This is a genomic window from Curtobacterium sp. MCLR17_045 (assembly GCF_003234405.1).
Taxonomy (GTDB): Bacteria; Actinomycetota; Actinomycetes; order Actinomycetales; family Microbacteriaceae; genus Curtobacterium; species Curtobacterium flaccumfaciens.
In genome coordinates, this window is sequence record NZ_QKTB01000011.1 from 85,344 (window position 1) to 103,294 (window position 17,951).

The following is a 17,951-nucleotide window of genomic DNA, read 5'->3' on the forward strand; positions in this document are numbered from 1 at the left end:
TCCGGTCGCGCAACCGCGCGCCCGGCCCCCATCCCGACGAGCCTCCGCGCACCCGGACCCCGCGTGCCCTAGGCTGGTCAACGGTCAAACGACACCCCCCTTCAAGGAGAACACTCATGGCCCTGTCCAACGAAGAAGTCCTCGCCGGCCTGGCCGAGCTGATCAACGACGAGACCGGTATCGCCACCGACACCGTCGCCGCCGACAAGTCCTTCACGGACGACCTCGACATCGACTCCATCTCGATGATGACCATCGTGGTCAACGCCGAGGAGAAGTTCGACGTGAAGATCCCGGACGAAGAGGTCAAGAACCTCAAGACCGTGGGCAACGCGGTCGACTACATCGTCAAGGCCCAGGCCTGACACGAGCTTCCTGAGCGCCGCGGCCCGCGGACCCCTGCGGGCCGTGGCGCTCATCTTGTTCACCCCAACGAAAGAGCACGTCGTCCCATGACCAAGAAGACCGTCGTCGTCACCGGGATCGGTGCGATCTCACCCCTCGCCGCGACCGCCCCGGACACCTGGGACGCGCTGCTCGCCGGCAAGTCCGGCATCACCCGCATCGAGGACCCCCGCTACGCCGAGCTGGAACTCCCGGTGGAGTTCGCCGGCCAGGCGCGCCGGTTCCTCACCGACCAGCTCACCCGCCCCGAGTCGAAGCGCCTCGACCCCTCGTCGCAGCTGTCGCTCGTCGCGGCGCGCGAGGCCTGGGCCGACGCCGGCATCGACGACGAGTCGGTCGTGCCCGAGCGCCTCATCGTCGACTGGGCGACCGGCATCGGCGGCGTGAACACGCTGCTCGACGCCTGGGACACCCTGCGCGAGAAGGGTCCGCGTCGCGTCCTGCCGATGACGGTCCCGATGCTCATGGCGAACGGCCCCGCCGCCGCCATCGAGATGGAGTTCGGCGCCCGTGGTGGTGCCCGCACCTACCTGTCCGCCTGCGCGTCGTCGACCGAGTCGCTGGCCGAGGCGTACCGGCACATCGCCGACGGCGACGCCGACATCGTCATCACCGGTGGCGCCGAGGCCGCGCTGCACCCGCTCCCGCTGGCCGCGTTCGCCGCGATGCAGGCCCTGTCGCGCCGGAACGACTCCCCCGAGACCGCGTCGCGTCCCTACGACGTCACGCGTGACGGCTTCGTGCTCGGTGACGGCGCAGCGGCGCTCATCCTCGAGTCGAAGGAGCACGCCGAGGCCCGCGGCGCGACGATCTACGCCGAGGTCGCCGGCTCCGGCATCACCTCGGACGCCTTCCACATCACCGCGCCGGACCCCGAGGGCAGCGCCGCCGCCCGTGCGGTCCTGCAGGCCCTCGAGCACGCCGACGCGAGCATCGAGGACGTCGTGCACGTCAACGCGCACGCCACCTCGACCCCCGTCGGTGACGTCGCCGAGTACCACGCGATGCGTCGGGTCTTCGGCGACCACCTGGACGACGTCGTGGTGTCCGCGACCAAGGCCTCGACGGGCCACCTGCTCGGTGGTGCCGGTGCGATCGAGGCGGTCTTCACCGTCCTCGCGCTGCACAACCGCGTCGCCCCGCCGACGATCAACCTGCACGACCAGGACCCGGAGATCGTCATGGACGTCGCCCGCGAGCCGCGCGCGCTGCCCGAGGGTGACCTGCTCGCGGTCAGCAACTCGTTCGGCTTCGGCGGCCACAACGCCGTGGTCGCGTTCCGTAGCGTCTGATCCGTCCCACCCTGCCAGGAGGCCCGTCCCGCGTCGTCGGGGCGGGCTTCCGTCGTTCCGGTGCCGGTTGGAGTCCCGGCAATACGCCGTCGTGTCGCTGAGGCGCCCCGGAAACGACGAGACGCCGCCGTATTCGGCGGCGTCTCGAGTCTTCGGCGGCGTCAGGACAGCACGCCGGCGTGTTGCGCACCCGACGTCGGCGTCCGGCGCACCCGAGACGCCGGCGTGTTGCGAGTTGGCTCAGCCGACGCGGTGCAGCCAGACGACCGGGTTGCCCTCGGCCGCGTGGCGGAAGGGCTCGAGCTCGTCGTCCCAGGCCTGCCCGAGGGCGAGCCGGAGCTCACGGTGCAGCTCGAGGGCGTTGCTGCCCGCGACCTCCATCGCGTAGCGCACCCGGTCCTCGGGGATGACCATGTTGCCCGTGACGTCGGTCTGCGCGTAGAACACCCCGAGGTCGGGCGTGTGCATCCAGCGACCGCCGTCCGAGGCGCTCGTCGGCTCCTCGGTGACCTCGTACCGCAGGTGTTCCCACCCGCGCAGGGCCGACGCGATCGCGGCACCGGCGCCCACCGCACCGGTCCACGTGTACTCGGTCCGGCGCGCACCGTCCTGCGCGGGCTGGTCGAGCCACGAGAAGTTCACGGCGCGGTTCATCGCGCGACCTGCTGCCCATTCGACGTGCGGGCAGAGCGCGCGGGGTGAGGAGTGCACGTAGAGCACTCCTGTCGTCGTTCCGTTCACGGTTCCTCCGATACGTCAGGTGCGACTTCCCCATCGACCTGGTGCGGAGGATCCTGACCCGAGGGGCCACGGAACCATCGGTATGCGATTGTGATGTCCCGACGGGACACGCCCATTATGCAGCGCTGCGGCTGGGAACGGCAAGGAACCGACCCCGATCAGTGCAGGACGGCACCGTTGGCGTCGACCGGGTGTCGCTCCCCCGCCGTGATCGGCACCGGGACGCGGTTGTCCTCCGGTGGGATCGGGCACGCGTACTGGTACGAGAACGCGCACGGCGGCAGGACCAGCAGGTTCCAGTCGAGCTCGACCGTCGCCTGCATGCCGGGGTCGTCGAGGTACAGGAACCGACCCATCGAGTAGGTGCTGCCCGGGTCGTCCTCGGGCAGGGCACTCGTGGCGTCCTGCACGATGAGCTGCAGCCGCGGGGCTCCGCGGTGGGCAGCCGACCGGACGGCGACGAACCGCACCGTTGCACCACCCACGACGGTCTCGACGTGTCCGGCGACCGGCAGGGCGTCGCCGGCGGCGTCGCGGACGCTGCCACGGGCCTCCAGGTCGTCTCCCGCCAGCGGGACGTACGTGCCGGACGTCACCCAGTCGCCGGACCACGCGAAGCGGGCGATCTGCGCGAAGCGGGCGATCGCCTCGGACGACGGGTCCCAGACGCGCAGGGTGTCGCCGCTGACGGTGCCGGCGAAGCCGTCCGGCAGCGCGACGGTCGACGGCACGACGGCGGTGTCCCCGGCCACCAGGACCGAACCGTCGACCGGGACGCCGTCGACGACGACACCGTCGGAGGCCTCGGCCGTCACGGTGAGTCCGCCGACGGCCGGGGCCCACGTCCCGGGGACCGGCCAGACCGGCTGCGGGTGGTCGACGTGCTGGGCGTTCACCAGGGCGAGCGGCCCACGGACACTGCGCGCCCAGCGGTCACGGTCGTGGACGTGCTCGGCGAAGGCGGCGACGACCGCGTCGTCGGGTGCGCCGGTGCCGCTCGTCACGCCTGCTCCTGGCGGGGGTAGATGACCTTCTGCACGATGATGATGACCGACGCCGCGACGGGCAGCGCCACGAGTGCGCCGAGCACGCCGCCGATCGTGCCGCCCGCGACCGCCGCGATGACCACGAGCGCGCCGGGCACCTGGACCGCCCGCGACATGATGCGCGGGGAGATCAGGTAGGCCTCGACCTGCATGTAGACGAGGTAGTAGATGGCGGCGGCGAGGGCGGTGGCCGGCGACGCGAAGAAGCAGAGCAGCGAGATGACGATCGCGGCGGCGAGCGTGCCGACGAGCGGGATGAGCGAACCGAGGAACGCGAACGACGCGAGCAGCACGGGCAGCGGCGCCCCGATGATGATCAGGAAGATGAAGCTGAGGATGCCGTTGATGAGCGCCTGCGACACCTGCCCGACGACGTAGCGGCCGACGGCCTGCGTGATCTGCTCGCTCACGTCGATGAAGTTCTGGCGGCGCGACGCCGGCACGAACCGGTACGTCGCACGCTTCATGCCCCGCATCGACGCGAGGAAGTAGAGCATCAGGATGATGACGATGAGCGCCCCGGTGACGCCGGACAGGATGCCGCTGCCGACCGCCAGGATCCCGCCGCCGACGCTGAGCAGGTTGCCCGGCTTCTCGACGAACGACTGCAGCGACTGCAGGGCGTGGTCGATGTCGAACGACCCGGCGAACTGCTTCGACAGGTCCTGCACCCACTGCTGCTGCGAGATGTCCTGCACGATGTCGGGGAAGTTCTGGATCAGGTTCGACGCCTGTTCCACCAGGATCGGCACCACGGCGAACACGATGCCGGCGAAGGCCCCGAGGACGGCGACCACGACGATCGTGATGGCGGACCAGCGCGGGATGATCCGCTCCAGGAACGACACGAGCGGGTCGATGCCGAGTGCCAGGAACAGCGCGACCCCGATGTAGACCAGGACCGTGCTGAGCTCGTTGATGATCGCACCGGCGAGCAGCGCGACGAGCACCCCGATGGCACCCATGAACCCGAGACGGAAGGCGTTCACGCGCACACCGGTACCGCCACGGGTCACCTCGAAGGTGACGTTCGGTGTCGGTGCGTGGTCGTCCTGCGACGTGTCGCGCTTCCTTGGCATGTGCACGTAGGGCGGGCGGGACTCGAACCCGCGGATCGTTCGGTTATGAGCCGACTGCCTTGACCAGCTTGGCTACCGCCCCTCGCCGGAGACCCTCAGGCCACCGGCTCACCACGATACAGCGACTCGAACGTCGACAGCGTGCGGTTGATGTCGTGTGCCTCGATCATGGCCAGACTGCGATCCCGCATCGCCACGTACTCCGACTCGGGCGCGGTGAGCACCGTCGTGAGCTTCGCCGCCAGGTCGTCCACGTCGCCCGGGGTGAACAGGTACCCGTTGCCGTCGATCAGGTGCGGCAGCGCCATCGAGTCGGCGGCGACGACCGGCAGCCCGGACGCCATCCCCTCGAGCGACGAGATGCTCTGCAGTTCCGCCGTCGACGGCATCGCGAACACCGTCGCGTTGGTCAGGGCCTCCTGCTTGCGCTCGTCGGAGACGAACCCCAGGAACCGCACGCGGTCCTCGAGCCCGAGCTCCTTCGCCAACGCGGTCAGCTTCGGGATCATCTCGCCGTCGCCGACGATGGTCAGCGTCGCCGACAGCTCGGCGGGCAGCAGCGCCACCGCGCGGACGAGCACGTCGAGGTTCTTCTCGGGGGCCACACGGCCCACGAAGACGATGTCGTTGTTGACCGGGCGTCCCTCGCGCGCCACGTACCGGGACGCGTCGATGCCGCACGAGATCGCGAGGACCTGCTGGCCGGCGATGGCCTTCCGCAGGTAGTCGGCGGCCAGGTTCGTCGGCGTCGTGATGGTGTCCGCCAGCCGGTAGGTCTTGGCGGCGTCGCTCCACGCGATCTTCAGCGCGAGGGGCAGCGTCCACTTGCCGAACGGCGTGTACTCGAGCAGGTTCTCCGGCATGAAGTGGTTCGTCGCGATGACCCGGATGCCGCGGTCGTTCGCCTCGTGCACGATGCCGCGGCCGATGACCACGTGCGACTGGATGTGCAGCACGTCCGGCTTGACGGCGTCGAGGATCGGGGCGGTCCACTTCCGGACGCTCCACGGCCACACGAAGCGCAGCCACGGGTGCAGCGGCCACTTGTACGACTTCAGGCGGTGCACGACGAGCGTGACGCCGTGGTGCTCCTCGTCGAAGGTGCCGTAGTGGCGGCTCGAGGCCGGGGCCACGACGTGCACCTCGTGCCCGCGCTCGGCCAGGCCGACAGCGAGCTGCTCGGCGAAGGTGGCGGCGCCGTTGACGTCGGGGGCGAAGGTGTCCGCTGCGATCAGCACGCGCAACGGTCGGTGACCGCCCGTCGCTTCCGTCGGTCCGGCGGTGGCGGTGGTGGCGTCTCCTGACACGGCTGAGTTCGTCCTCTCGTGGGCGATGGCTGGTCGGCAGTGACGCTATCGCACCAGGATCGACGGTCGCGTCAGCCGCGCGGATGAGGGCGGCACCACCGGACGCGCTGCGTCAGCCCCGGCTCTGCGGGTGGTGCTTGGCGAGCAGGAACACCCCGGTGATGGCGATGCCCGCGGCCACCACGAAGCCCGCGACCGCGAACCACGGCGCCCCCGAGGCCTCGCCGAGCACGATCACGCCGATGCCGACCGCGACGATCGGGTCGATCACCGTCAACCCCGCGATCACGAGGTCGGCCGAGCCGCTCGAGTACGCGTTCTGCACGAAGTACCCGCCGAGCGACGCCGCCACGACCACCCCGACGATGGCGAGCACGGTCAACCAGTCGAAGGTGCCGTTCACGAACCGGTTCAGCACCACCTTGGCCAGCGTCGCCACGAACCCGTAGAGCACCCCCGCCCCGACGATGTAGTAGAGCGCACTGCGGTGCTTGGCGACCAACCGGAACGACACCAGCACGAGTACCAGCACGACGGCGAGGATCACCAGCACGGTGACGAGCTGCTGGCGGGTGATCGCGCTCTCGTGCCCGACGAACGCCGCGATCCCGACGAAGATGCCGACACCGATGATGCACGTCCACACGGCCCGCCGCGCACGCCGACCGAGCGGCACACCCGACGACCGCGACGAGAACCACGTCGTGATGACGAGGGCCACAGCACCCAGGGGCTGCACGACGATCAGGGGCGCGAACGTGATGCTGATGAGCTGGAGCACCACCGCGATGCCGAGCATGAGCGTGCCGAGCACCCAGTAGCCGCTCGAGACGAGCCCGACGACGTGTCGGACGCTCAGCCCCTTCGACTGCCGACCGAGACGCGCCTCGACCCGCTGGACCCCGCGGCTCTGGAACTGCGCCCCGAGCGACAGGAACACCGCACCGATCAGCGCCACCGGGATCATCAGCGCCTGGAACGGCGTGAGGTTGCTCACGGCGTCGGGCAGCTGGAGGTCCGTCGTCACGCGTCGAGGCTACCGTCCCCCGCCGGATAACCTGGGTGAATGGCCGTTCTCCCGATCCGCATCACCGGCGAACCCGTCCTGCACGAGCGTGCAGCCGAGGTCACCGCGTTCGATGACGACCTCCGCACCCTCGTCGCCGACATGCTCGAGACCATGGACCTGGCACCGGGCGTCGGCCTGGCCGGTCCGCAGGTGGGCGTCGGCAAGCGCCTGTTCGTGTACTCCTACACCGACGACGACGACGTCCTGCACCGGGGCGCCGCCGTGAACCCCGTCCTGTGGATCACGCCCCCGGTCCCCGAGTCCGTCGAGGAGCTCGACGAGGACGAGGAGTCCGAGGGCTGCCTGTCGATCCCTGGTGAGCGGTTCCCGCTCCGCCGCTCCGAGGGCGCCCTGCTTCGGGCCTTCGACGAGCACGGCACCCCGTTCGAGGTCGAGGCGCACGGCTGGCTGGCCCGGATCTTCCAGCACGAGTACGACCACCTGGACGGCTGGCTCTACGCCGACCGCCTGGTGCACCCCTACGGTAAGCAGGTCGCCAAGGCGATCCGCAAGAGCAGCTGGGGCGGCCCCGGCCAGTCCTGGTTGCCGGGTCGCGACCACCCCGAGGGCTGACGCCCGTCGGCGTCGGCACCCGGTGCCGTCCAGCCCGTCGCTGGTCCGGCGGGCGGCCTGGAGGCCCGGCTCAGCCCCGGTAGGCAGCCAGTGCGTCCCGCAGGCGGTCGGTCTCCGGGTGCCCCGGGCAGTACCGCAGGAGCCCGGCGGCCACGTGCGCACCGCGCGCGTCGGCGACCGCCGACGTCCACGGCGCCGAGCCGCGGACCGCGCACGTGCTCGCGAGCTCGACCAGGGTCGCGTCACCGCGCGCCGCCGCCACCGCGGCCTGCTGCTGGCTCGACGGCACCGACCCGGTCAGGCGCTTCGCCGAGCAGTCGGCGCGCTCGGCCTCCCACACCGCCGAGTAGGTGGTGTAGGTCTCGCTGTCCGATCCGTCGGCGGCGCAGACGAACGCGAAGACCACGGGCGACGCGCCCGAGCCCAGGCCGGTGTCCGAGCTCGTCGGGTCCTCGGACGCGTCGGTGTCCGGGCCGACACTGCTGCAGCCGGTGAGCACCGCCGTCACGGCGACGACGACACCGAGGAGCGTGAGTCGAGGCGAACGGGAACGGTGCACCTGTGAACGCTAACAGCAAGCGCTGCGGACGACCCGTACGGCGGCTCCTGCGATGATGGTCCGGCATCGCCCTGTCCTGGAGGTCCTCATCCCCCGCCTGCACTCCCGCCCCGTCCGTGCGACGGCCCTCGTGGTCGTCGCCCTGGCTGCTGTGTTCGTCGCCTACTGGCACCTCGGCCGTCCGACCATCGTGAACGACGAGTTCGTGTACCTCCGCGCGAGCTGGGCCTACGTGCACGGGAACTTCTCGCTCAACCTCGAGCACCCGCCGCTCGCGAAGTACGTGTACGGCGTGGCGCAGCTCCTGGTGGGACAGGGGCCGCTCGGGCCGAGGCTGGTGGCTGCGACCGCGATGCTCGGCACGGGTGTCGTCCTGTTCCTCTGGCTGCGACGCGAAGTCGGCTTCTGGACCGGCCTGACCGCGGCGGCGATGTGGTGGCTGACGCCGCGTGGCTCGGGCTCGTCCTGGGCGGAAGCCGGGTCGGTCATCGGTGTCCGCATCGACCGGTTCGCGATGCTCGAACCCCTCATGGTCTTCTTCGCCGTCGCCTCGCTCGCCGCGGCCTGGCGCTGGATGCGGACCGGCAACCGGTGGTGGGTGGCCGCATCGGGTGCGCTGCTCGCACTGTCCGTGACCTCGAAGGTGTCGACGGCAGTGCTCGTCCTCGCCGTGGGAGCACTCCCGCTGCTGTTCCGTCGGTGGCGCGACCTGGGGGTCGGTGCGCTGTACGGCGGCATCGCGTTCGTGGTCGTGTTCGTGGTCGTCTACCTGCCGGTCGGGCTCTTCGGGGCCATCGGGCAGATGCTCCGGTTCCAGGCGCAGCAGAACGCCCACGGGCACCCGACGACCATCCTCGGGACGATCTACCCGGCGGCACCGTGGTGGGCGAACTTCGCCTTCCTCGCCGACGGCACGGGCTGGTTGCTGCTCACCGTCCTGACCATCGGTGTGGTCGCCGCCCTCGTCGTCCGACCGGACCGCCTGGTCGCGTACCTCGGCATCGCCCTCGGTGTCTTCCTCGTCTTCTACGTCATCGTCGCCAACGTCTCGCTGCCGTACTACTACGACGCGTGGATGCCGTTCATCATCGCCTTGGCGGCGATCGGGTACGGGCGACTGGCGACCGTCCGGCCGCCCGTCGGACGCATTGCGGCGGCAGTGCTCGTCGCCGCGCTGCTCATCCCGGTCGCACGGCTGGGCGTCGCCGTCGTGCAGACCCGTCCGAGCGGGATCGCGATGTTGACGGACGCGCTCGAGGTCCGTGGCAAGGACGACGAGAACGTCCTGTTCGCCCGGTTCAGCGCGAACACCTGGCGCATCTACTTCGGCGACCGTGGCACGCAGAAGCCGCAGCTCGGACCGTTCGACGCGGTGGTGGTCGGCCACGACGACCGGCGCCCCATGCCGAAGCAGGTCCGCACGTTCCTGACGGAGTACGACGACCAGCTCGAGCACTTCCGGCTCGACTACCTGGACGTCTACGTCACGAAGACCGGCGTGATCAACGACAACAACCGTGACGGCACCCTCAGCATCGAGCCCGAAGAGCCCGACGACCGCTGACCCGCACACGCCGGCGTCCCGCGCAGACGCCGGCGTCCCGCGCACACGCCGGCGTCCTGTCAGGACGCACCCGAACCGGCGAGACACCGCCGAATCCGGAGGCGTCTCGAGCACGGGGCGGGGTGCATCGAAGACGCCGGCGTCTTCCTCACCGTCCGCAACGCAAAAGGTCCCCACCCCCGAAGGGATGAGGACCTGTCGCTCCCCGAGTTGGACTCGAACCAACAACCTGCCGGTTAACAGCCGGCTGCTCTGCCAATTGAGCTATCGAGGATCACTGTCCGCTGGCGAATGACGTGCGAACAACGGGTAACAGCATAGCAGGACGCCGAGGCCCTCCACCGCATCGGACACGCCGCCCGGGCGCGCCGCGCCCCGAGGCCCCCGTGTCAGTACCCGGCGACCGGGTCGACGACGCCGACGAAGCCCTCGCCGTCGCCCCCGAGGAACGCCGCGGCGTTGAGCCGGACGCGCTCGGCGAGCAGCGGTGCGACCATCTCCGGGGTGTCGGCCTGGTGCGGGGTGATGACCGCGCCGGGCTCCGACCACAGCGGGTGCCCGTCGGGCAGCGGCTCGGGATCGGTGACGTCGAGGCCGACCGCGGCGATCTCCCCCGCGCGCAGGGCGGCGACCAGTGCATCGGTGTCCACGAGGCCCCCGCGGGCGATGTTCACGAGCCGGGCGGACGGCTTCATGATGCGGAACTGCTGCTCGCCGAAGAGCTTCGCGGTGCCCGAGGTCATCGCCGCCGCGATCATCACGACGTCGGCGTCGGGCAGGACCCGGTCGAGCTCGTCGGTGGTGACGGTCCGCGCGGCTCCGGGCACGGGCTCGGGCGAGCGGCGCACGACCGTGACGTCGACGTCGAACGGCGCGAGCAGCCGGAGGTACTCGAGGGCGATCCCGCCGGCACCGATCACGACGACGTTCCGCCCGTACAGCGAGACACCCTCGGGCTCGGTCGCCCACGACGACGCACGAGCGCGCTTCTGCAGGACCCGGAGCGTGCCGAGGGTCAACGCCAGCGCGTGCTCGGCGACCGGCTCCGCGTAGGCACCCTTGGCCGAGGTGAACAGCACGCGGTCGCCGTGCTCCTGGATCAGGTGCGCGAAGGCGTCGACGCCGGCGAACGGCAGCTGCACCCACCCCACCCCCGGTGCCGACGACAGCGCGTCGGCGAGGCCGGCCGGGTCGCGGGGGTCGAGCCAGACGACCCCGCGGGTGTCGGCGTCGAGCGGCGCGACGGTGCCGCCGGCCTCGGTCACGGCGTCCACGTGCAGGTCCGTCGGTTCCGGCAGCACGGCGACCGGCCCGGGCTGCGGAGCGTCGATCGGCAGCGGTGCACCCGACGTGGGGACGACGGCGCGGTGGCCGCGGGGGCGCTGGTCGGTGGTGCTCACGCGTTCTCCTGACGGTCGGTGCGCGGGCCGGTGCCGGCGGCGAGCGGACGGCGCGGCGCGGACGAACGGCGGGCCGTCGTCGGTGCCGGACGACGCTTCACGCCGCGGGCCGCGGTCGAGGCGAGGGTCTTCACGTAGGGGTCGACCGGGTTGTCGAGGACCTCGTCGAAGGTGCCGAGCCCGACGAGCCGGGCATCGGCCATCACGGCGACGCGGTCGGCGAGGGCGCGGGCCTCGCGCAGGTCGCTGGACACGACGACGGCAGAGAACTGCCGGCCGCGCTGCAGGGTCGCCAGGGCCTCGAGCACGGACTGCCGCACGAGTACGTCGACGCCACGCGCCGGTTCGTCCGCGACCAGCAGCTGGGGCTCGAGCACGAGCGCCTTCGCCAGGGCGACACGCTGACGCTGCCCGCTCGAGAGCTCCCAGGTGTTCAGGCGCATCGCCCCGAGCGGCAGGTGCACCGCGTCGAGCAGCCGGGCGACGATGAGCCCGGCCTCGCGCCGGTCGAACCGGCGGTCGCGGGCGTAGATCGGCTCGGCGACGGCCTCGCCGACGGTCAGGTCCGGGCTGAGCCGGTCGGCGCCGTCCTGCGGCAGGTACCCGATCCGGCCGCTCAGCCGTTCGAGCTTGCGCGACGAGGGACGGAGGCCCCGGGTCTTCTGGCCGAGCACGGTCAGCTCGCCGCCGACGATGTGCCGACGGAGGGCGCCCTCGCCCTCGCCGTGGGATCCGAGCTGGCCGGCGATGGCGGCGGCGAAGGTCGACTTGCCCGATCCCGACTCACCGAGCAGGGCGAGGATCTCCCCCTGCCGGACCGTGAGGCTCACGCCGTCGACGGCCCGGATGGACTCGCCCCCGCGTCCGCCCCGGTACTCGATCGACACGTCGTCCGCGACGACCGCCGGTCCGTTGACCGCGATCATGGGTCCCCTTCCACGCCGCCCCCTGGCGGCGGTTCGCGACGGGCCGCCCTGGCAGGTCCGTCGTGCGTGCAGCAGTGGAGACGACCGCCCTGGAGGCCCGGCGTGCGTCGACGACGCTGGGCGGGCCTCCAGGGCGGGTCACGTCGGGTCAGGACCCGACGTTCTCCAGTCGCTCCAGCGTACGCCGTCGCTCCGCCTGCTCGGCTGGGTCCGGCACCGGCAGCGACGCGAGGAGCCGCTGCGTGTAGGGGTGCTGCGGCGCGCCGAGGACCTGCGCCGTCGTGCCCGTCTCGACCAGGTCGCCGCGGTACAGCACCGCGATCCGGTCGGACAGCGCGCCGACGACCGCGAGGTCGTGGCTGATGAACAGCGAGGCGAAGCCGAGGTCCTGCTGCAGCTCGAGGAAGAGCTCGAGCACCCGGGCCTGCACGGAGACGTCGAGCGCACTCGTCGGCTCGTCGGCGATGAGCAGCTTCGGCCGGAGCGCGAGCGACCGGGCGAGCGATGCACGCTGGCGCTGCCCGCCGGAGAGCTCGTGCGGGTAGCGGTCGCCGTAGGCGGCCGGCAGCTGCACGGCCTCGAGCAGCTCGTCCACCCGCTTGCGCGCGGCACGGGGGCTCGAGACCTCCTTGTGCACGACCAGCGGCTCGGCGACGCACTCGGCGATCGTCAGCAGCGGGTTGAACGAGGTCGCCGGGTCCTGGAACACGAAGCCGATGTCCTTGCGCAGGTGCTTGAAGTCGCGTTCGCGGTACCCGAGCATCTCGGCGCCGAGGACCTTGAGCGAGCCGCCGGTGACCTTCGTCAGGCCCGCCATGGCCCGGCCGATGGTGGTCTTGCCCGAGCCGGACTCCCCCACCAGGCCGAGGACCTCACCGGGACGGATCGCCAGGTCGACGCCCTTGACCGCCTTGAACGCCGGCGAGCCGAGCCGCCCGGGGTACTCGATCTCGAGTCCCTTCGCCTCGACCAGCGGCGTGACGTCCTCGGAGATCGCGGCGCGCCGGGCCACCCCGGTGGACGCCTCGAGCCGAGGGACCGCCGCGAGCAGCCGCTTGGTGTAGTCGGCCTGGGGCGTCGCGAAGAGTGCCGTCGCCGTCGCTTCCTCGACGATCTCGCCCTGGTACATCACGGCGACGCGGTCGGCCAGGTCGGCGACCACGCCCATGTTGTGCGTGATGACGACGATCGCGGTGCCGAACTCGTCGCGGCACCGGCGCAGCAGGTCGAGGATCTCGGCCTGCACCGTGACGTCGAGTGCCGTCGTCGGTTCGTCCGCGATGATGACGCTCGGCTCGAGGGCCAGTGCGCTCGCGATGACCACGCGCTGCTTCTGCCCGCCGGAGAACTGGTGCGGGTAGTGGTCGACGCGGGTCTCGGGGTCGGGGATGCCGACGCGACCGAGGTAGTCGATGGCCTTCGCCCGTGCTTCCTTCTTGGACACGCCGCCGTGGGCACGGAGCCCCTCGGCGATCTGCCACCCGACGGTGAAGACCGGGTTGAGCGCGGTCGACGGCTCCTGGAACACCATCGCGCCGGCGGTCCCGCGGAGCTCGCGGAGCTTCTGCGAGCCGACCGACACGACGTCGGTGCCGTCGAGCAGCACCGCGCCGCCGAGTGTCGCCGTCTCCGGCATGAGCCGCAGCATGCTGCGGGCCGTGACGGACTTGCCCGAGCCGGACTCGCCGACCAGGGCGAGGACCTCGCCGGGGCGGACGTCGAGGCTGACGCCCTTGACCGCGTCGACGGCGCCGCCGTCGGTCGCGAAGGTGACGGTCAGGTCGTCGACGACGACGACCGGCTCGGTGGTGGTGTCGCCCGGTTGCAGGCGGGTGGTCGGGGTCATGCGCCCGTCCCTTCCGTGTCGTTCCCGGCGGTGCGCGGTGCCTCGGGGTTGCGCGTGTCGCGCGTCGACACGAGCTGCTTCAGGCGTCGGCGTGCACGCAGGCGGGGGTCGGAGATGTCGTTCAGGCTCTCGCCGATGAAGGTCACACCGAGCACGAGCACCACGATCGCGACACCCGGGTAGACACCGGTCCACCAGACGCCGCTCGCGACGTCCGAGAGTGCACGGCTCAGGTCGTAGCCCCACTCGGCGCCGGACGTCGGGCCGATGCCGAACCCGAGGAAGCCGAGGCCGGCCAGGGTCAGGATCGCGTCGCTCGCGTTGAGCGTCAGGATGAGCGGCAGCGAACGGGTCGAGTTCCGCAGGACGTGACGCGTCATGATGCGCCACGGGTTCGTGCCCATCACGCGCGCCGACTCGACGAACGCGTCGTTCTTCAGCCGGACGGCCTCGGCGCGGACCACGCGGAAGTACTGCGGCACGTACACGACGGTGATCGAGATCGCCGCCGCGATGATGCCGCCCGAGTAGCTCGAGTTGCCGCCGGAGATGACGATCGACACGATGATCGCGAGCAGCAGCGACGGGAACGCGTAGATGGCGTCGGCCACGACCACCAGGACGCGGTCGAGCCAGCCGCCCAGGTACCCGGAGACCATGCCGAGCAGGACGCCGACGATGATCGAGACGATCACGGCGACGATGACGACGAGCACGGCCGTGCGGGCGCCGTAGAGCACGCGACTGAACACGTCGAAGCCGCCGACCGTCGTGCCCCAGATGTGCTCGGCACTCGGTGCGCCGGTGCGCGGGAAGCTCTGCCCGTCCGCGCCCTGCAGCTGGCCGAAGCCGTACGGGGCGAGGAGCGGTGCGAAGACCGCGACGAGCAGGTAGAGGGCGCAGATGACCACGCCGACGATGAGCATGGCGCGCTGCCAGCCGGTGCTCCGGCGGAGCTGGACCACCACGGGGAGCCGCTTCCAGAGCGGCTCGTGGCGGTCGACGAGGGTGGTGTCGGCCATCGTCAGAACCTCACTCTCGGGTCGATCAGGGCGGCGACGACGTCGACGATGAAGTTGGTCACCGCGACGATCACCGCCAGCATCGCGACGATGCCCTGCACCGCGACGAAGTCACGGGCCGACAGGTACTGGTTGAGCTCGAAGCCCAGACCGCGCCACCCGAAGGTCGTCTCGGTGAGCACCGAGCCGCCCAGGAGCATCGCGATCTGCAGCCCCATCACGGTGATGATCGGCACGAGTGCCGGACGGAACGCGTGAGTGCGCACCAAGCGCGACTCGCGCACACCGCGGGACCGGGCGGCGTCGACGTACTCGGAGCCGAGCGACCCGATCATGTTCGCGCGCACCAGGCGCAGGAAGATGCCGGCGGTGAGCAGGCCGAGCGTCAGCGCGGGCAGGACGGCGTGCTGGAGCACGTCGCCGATGACCTGGGCGTTGCCGGTGCGGAGCGCGTCGATGATGTAGATGCCGCTCGCGCCGGGGATGCCGTCCAGGATGAGCGACACCCGGGTCGAGGCCCGGTCGCCGAGGGGCAACCAGCCGAGCCACACCGAGAACACGAGCTTGAGCAGCAGACCACCGAAGAACACCGGCGTGGCGTAGGTCAGGATCGCCAGCGCGCGGAGCAGCACGTCCGGCCACTTGTCACGCGTGTACGCGGCGAGCATGCCGAGCGGGATGCCGAGCACCAGCGCGACGATGAGCGCGTAGAACACGAGCTCCGCCGTCGCACCGCCGTACGTGACGATGATGTCGGTGATCGGACGGTTGTCCGTCGACGAGGTGCCGAAGTCGCCGCGCAGGATGTTGCCGAGGTACTCGAAGTACTGCACGAGCACCGGCCGGTCGTACCCGGCCGCGTGCAGGCGTTCCTGCAGCTGGCTGGGCGTGAGTCGACCGCCGACCGACGCGGTGATCGGGTTCCCGATGACGCGCATCAGGAAGAACACGAGCGTCACCAGGATGAAGACGGTCGGGATGATGAGGAGGAACCTGACGAGGATGTACCGGCCGAGTCCGCCACCACTGTTCTTGGCACTGCGTTGTGCCTGTGGCTTGGTGGGATCGGTGCCGTTCACGTCCTGCGTCGCCTCGGGAGTGCTGAGGGTCACGGGGTGTGTGCCTTTCGTCGCCGTTGCACAGGCACGCGGGCGTCCCTCGTGGGAACGCCCGCGGCCTGCACGTGGGGCTTGGTGCTACTTGCTCAGGGTGGCGTACCGGAACTTGAACGAGGCGTCGAGGGTCAGGCCCTTGACGTCCTTGCCGGCGACCGCGACGGACTTGCCCTGCAGCAGCGGCAGCGTCGAGATCTGGGTGGCCTCGCGCTCCTGGGCCTGCTCGATCAGGTCAGCACGCTTGTCCGGGTCGGACTCGGCCTGCTCCTTCGCGATGAGGTCCTGGATCTCCGGGTCGTCGTAGTGGTTCTGGACGAAGTTCTCCTTGGTGAAGAACGGCGACAGGTAGTTGTCGGCGTCGGAGAAGTCCGGGAACCAGCCGAGCTGGTACACGGGGTAGGCGTCCTTGGTGCGCTCCTGGGCGTAGGTCGTGTAGACCGTCGACTGGATGTTGACGGTGAACAGACCGGAGTCCTCGAGCTGCTGCTTGAGCAGCGCGTACTCGTCGTCCGAGGCCGAACCGTAGTGGTCGGGCGCGTACTGGATGTCGAGCTGCACCTTGCCCTTGACGCCGGCGTCCGACAGCGTCTTCTTCGCCTTGGACACGTCCGCGCCGCCGTCGCCGTCGCCGTACATCTCCTTGAACGGCTGGACCGCGCCGGTCAGGCCGTCCGGGACCATCGAGTACAGCGGGGTGAAGGTGTCGTTGTAGACCTCCTTCGCGAGCTGGGCACGGTCGACCACGTCGGCCGCGGCCTGGCGCACGGCCAGGGCCTTCGCCTCGTCGGCGTCGTCCTGCCCGGTGCCGAACGGCTGCGTCTTGAAGTTGAAGACCACGTAGCGGATCTCGCCGCCGGGGCCGTCGGTGACCTTGAGGGAGTCGTCCTTGCGCAGGTCCGAGATGTCGGTCGGCGTCAGGGAGCGGTACGCCACGTCGACGTCGCCCTTCTGCACGGCGAGCTTGAGGTCGGTCTCCTTGGTGTAGTAGCTGGCGGTGACCTCGTCGGTCTTCGCCTTGCCGAGCAGGCCGTCGTACTTCGGGTTCGTCTTGTACTGGATCGTGTCGTTCTCCTTGTAGGAGCTGATCTGGTACTGCCCGGCGAAGGCCTTGCCCTTGACGATGTCGTCGGCGCTGGTGAGTTTCGTCGCGCTGAAGACGTCCTCGTCGACGATCGGACCCGCGGGGCTCGAGAGCACCTGCGGCCAGGTCTGGTCGGCGTGGTCGAGGTTGAACACCACGGTGGTGTCGTCCGGGGTGTCGATGCTCTTGAGGTTGGCCAGCAGCGACTGCGGACCGTTCTCGTTGTTGATCTTCAGCTCGCGGTCGAACGAGAACTTCACGTCGCTCGACGTGAGCTTGTTGCCGTTCGCGAACTCGAGCCCGTCCTTGAGGGTGACCTCGTAGGTGGTCGGGTTCGTGAACTCCGCCTTCGTGGCGATGTCCGGCTCGACGTCCGGGCTCCCCACGGGCGTGTTCATCAGGAACGGGAACACCTGGTTCTGCACGGCGAAGGAGCCGTTGTCGTAGGAACCGGCCGGGTCGAGGGACGTGATCTTGTCCGTCGTCCCGATGCTCAGGCCGTTCAGTTCGGTGTCACTCACGCTGCTGCTCGCGCAGCCGGTCAGCACCAGCGCCGTCGCTGCTGCACCGGCGCCGAGCGCGATGCCGCGCTTGCCCCACTTGGTCACGGATGCCATGTCCGCTGCCTCTCTGGTCATGATTGCAAGAGTCCTGAGCCGGAGGGTGGAACGTCTGTGTGCCCGGCCAGGAACGCTCATTGGTATCACCCTGTCACGGAACAGAACGAACCGGGGGCGATTTGTTTACACCGCTGTAATGCACGGGCCCGCCGCGTGATGCATGATTCCGCCGGAGTCGAGCGGCGCGTCACGCACGAAAGTTGCGTGGTGCAACCGAGGCGGTCTGGCACTCGAAAGCGCCTGTCGAGCGACGGTTCGTGCGATCTCGGCCGCCCAGCCGGGAGCCCCACCCCCTGTCTCTTATAC

16 protein-coding genes and 2 tRNA genes are annotated in these 17,951 nt (G+C 70.3%); 4 read left to right on the top strand and 14 right to left on the bottom strand.

The window, feature by feature from the left end; genetic code table 11:
• Positions 1–116: 116 nt before the first annotated feature.
• A complete protein-coding gene (locus DEJ05_RS09440; RefSeq protein ID WP_017886710.1) occupies positions 117–365 on the top strand; it encodes an acyl carrier protein in 249 nt (82 codons plus the stop codon).
• A gap of 87 nt (positions 366–452) precedes the next feature.
• Positions 453–1,697 (top strand): beta-ketoacyl synthase, encoded by a 1,245-nt coding sequence (locus DEJ05_RS09445; protein WP_027465338.1) that lies wholly within the window; start codon positions 453–455, stop codon positions 1,695–1,697.
• A 240-nt stretch (positions 1,698–1,937) separates the two neighbouring features.
• Here the strand turns inward: DEJ05_RS09445 and DEJ05_RS09450 are convergent, their stop codons facing one another.
• The 6 genes from DEJ05_RS09450 to DEJ05_RS09475 form a co-directional block, all read right to left on the bottom strand.
• Positions 1,938–2,417 (bottom strand): DUF3145 domain-containing protein, encoded by a 480-nt coding sequence (locus DEJ05_RS09450; protein WP_081827276.1) that lies wholly within the window; start codon positions 2,415–2,417, stop codon positions 1,938–1,940.
• 179 nt (positions 2,418–2,596) lie between these two features.
• Positions 2,597–3,442: a DUF1684 domain-containing protein gene (locus tag DEJ05_RS09455; protein WP_111030256.1), complete on the bottom strand. Its 846-nt coding sequence runs from the start codon at positions 3,440–3,442 to the stop codon at positions 2,597–2,599.
• Complete coding sequence (locus DEJ05_RS09460; protein ID WP_181433116.1) at positions 3,439–4,563, bottom strand: AI-2E family transporter; 1,125 nt, start codon at positions 4,561–4,563, stop codon at positions 3,439–3,441. The genes DEJ05_RS09455 and DEJ05_RS09460 overlap by 4 nt, the downstream gene beginning before the upstream one ends.
• Positions 4,564–4,570: 7 nt before the next feature.
• Positions 4,571–4,645: transfer RNA gene (locus DEJ05_RS09465), tRNA-Ile, on the bottom strand.
• 13 nt (positions 4,646–4,658) lie between these two features.
• A complete protein-coding gene (locus DEJ05_RS09470; protein WP_111030257.1) occupies positions 4,659–5,870 on the bottom strand; it encodes a glycosyltransferase in 1,212 nt (403 codons plus the stop codon).
• 112 nt (positions 5,871–5,982) lie between these two features.
• Positions 5,983–6,897: a DMT family transporter gene (locus DEJ05_RS09475; RefSeq protein ID WP_181433117.1), complete on the bottom strand. Its 915-nt coding sequence runs from the start codon at positions 6,895–6,897 to the stop codon at positions 5,983–5,985.
• Positions 6,898–6,936: 39 nt separating this feature from the next.
• Between DEJ05_RS09475 and def the strand changes: the two genes are divergently transcribed.
• The gene (def, locus tag DEJ05_RS09480; protein ID WP_071405349.1) at positions 6,937–7,512 is read left to right on the top strand and encodes a peptide deformylase; all 576 of its coding nucleotides are present in this window, start codon (positions 6,937–6,939) and stop codon (positions 7,510–7,512) included.
• A gap of 70 nt (positions 7,513–7,582) precedes the next feature.
• On the opposite strand, the gene DEJ05_RS09485 is transcribed toward def, so the two are convergent.
• Complete coding sequence (locus DEJ05_RS09485; RefSeq protein WP_071405350.1) at positions 7,583–8,071, bottom strand: hypothetical protein; 489 nt, start codon at positions 8,069–8,071, stop codon at positions 7,583–7,585.
• A gap of 52 nt (positions 8,072–8,123) precedes the next feature.
• Here DEJ05_RS09485 and DEJ05_RS09490 point away from each other — a divergent pair, with 52 nt between their 5' ends.
• The gene (locus DEJ05_RS09490; RefSeq protein WP_111030258.1) at positions 8,124–9,635 is read left to right on the top strand and encodes a glycosyltransferase family 39 protein; all 1,512 of its coding nucleotides are present in this window, start codon (positions 8,124–8,126) and stop codon (positions 9,633–9,635) included.
• Between the two features lie 201 nt (positions 9,636–9,836).
• Here DEJ05_RS09490 and DEJ05_RS09495 read toward each other — a convergent pair.
• The 7 genes from DEJ05_RS09495 to DEJ05_RS09525 all read right to left on the bottom strand — a co-directional run bounded on the left by DEJ05_RS09495 (position 9,837) and on the right by DEJ05_RS09525 (position 17,642).
• Positions 9,837–9,909, bottom strand: a tRNA-Asn gene (locus tag DEJ05_RS09495).
• Positions 9,910–10,024: 115 nt separating this feature from the next.
• The gene (locus DEJ05_RS09500; protein ID WP_258370577.1) at positions 10,025–11,035 is read right to left on the bottom strand and encodes a D-isomer specific 2-hydroxyacid dehydrogenase family protein; all 1,011 of its coding nucleotides are present in this window, start codon (positions 11,033–11,035) and stop codon (positions 10,025–10,027) included.
• A complete protein-coding gene (locus DEJ05_RS09505) occupies positions 11,032–11,961 on the bottom strand; it encodes an ATP-binding cassette domain-containing protein (protein ID WP_110864664.1) in 930 nt (309 codons plus the stop codon). Before DEJ05_RS09505 ends, DEJ05_RS09500 begins: the two co-directional genes overlap by 4 nt.
• 148 nt (positions 11,962–12,109) lie before the next feature.
• Positions 12,110–13,807, bottom strand: coding sequence for an ABC transporter ATP-binding protein (locus DEJ05_RS09510; protein ID WP_110864663.1), 1,698 nt, complete (start codon positions 13,805–13,807; stop codon positions 12,110–12,112).
• Entirely contained in the window at positions 13,804–14,829 is a 1,026-nt protein-coding gene (locus DEJ05_RS09515) for an ABC transporter permease (protein WP_111030259.1), read from the bottom strand. The genes DEJ05_RS09510 and DEJ05_RS09515 overlap by 4 nt, the downstream gene beginning before the upstream one ends.
• Positions 14,830–14,831: 2 nt before the next feature.
• A complete protein-coding gene (locus DEJ05_RS09520; RefSeq protein ID WP_372439454.1) occupies positions 14,832–15,941 on the bottom strand; it encodes an ABC transporter permease in 1,110 nt (369 codons plus the stop codon).
• A gap of 84 nt (positions 15,942–16,025) precedes the next feature.
• Entirely contained in the window at positions 16,026–17,642 is a 1,617-nt protein-coding gene (locus DEJ05_RS09525) for an ABC transporter substrate-binding protein (RefSeq protein WP_071405356.1), read from the bottom strand.
• Positions 17,643–17,951: the final 309 nt, after the last annotated feature.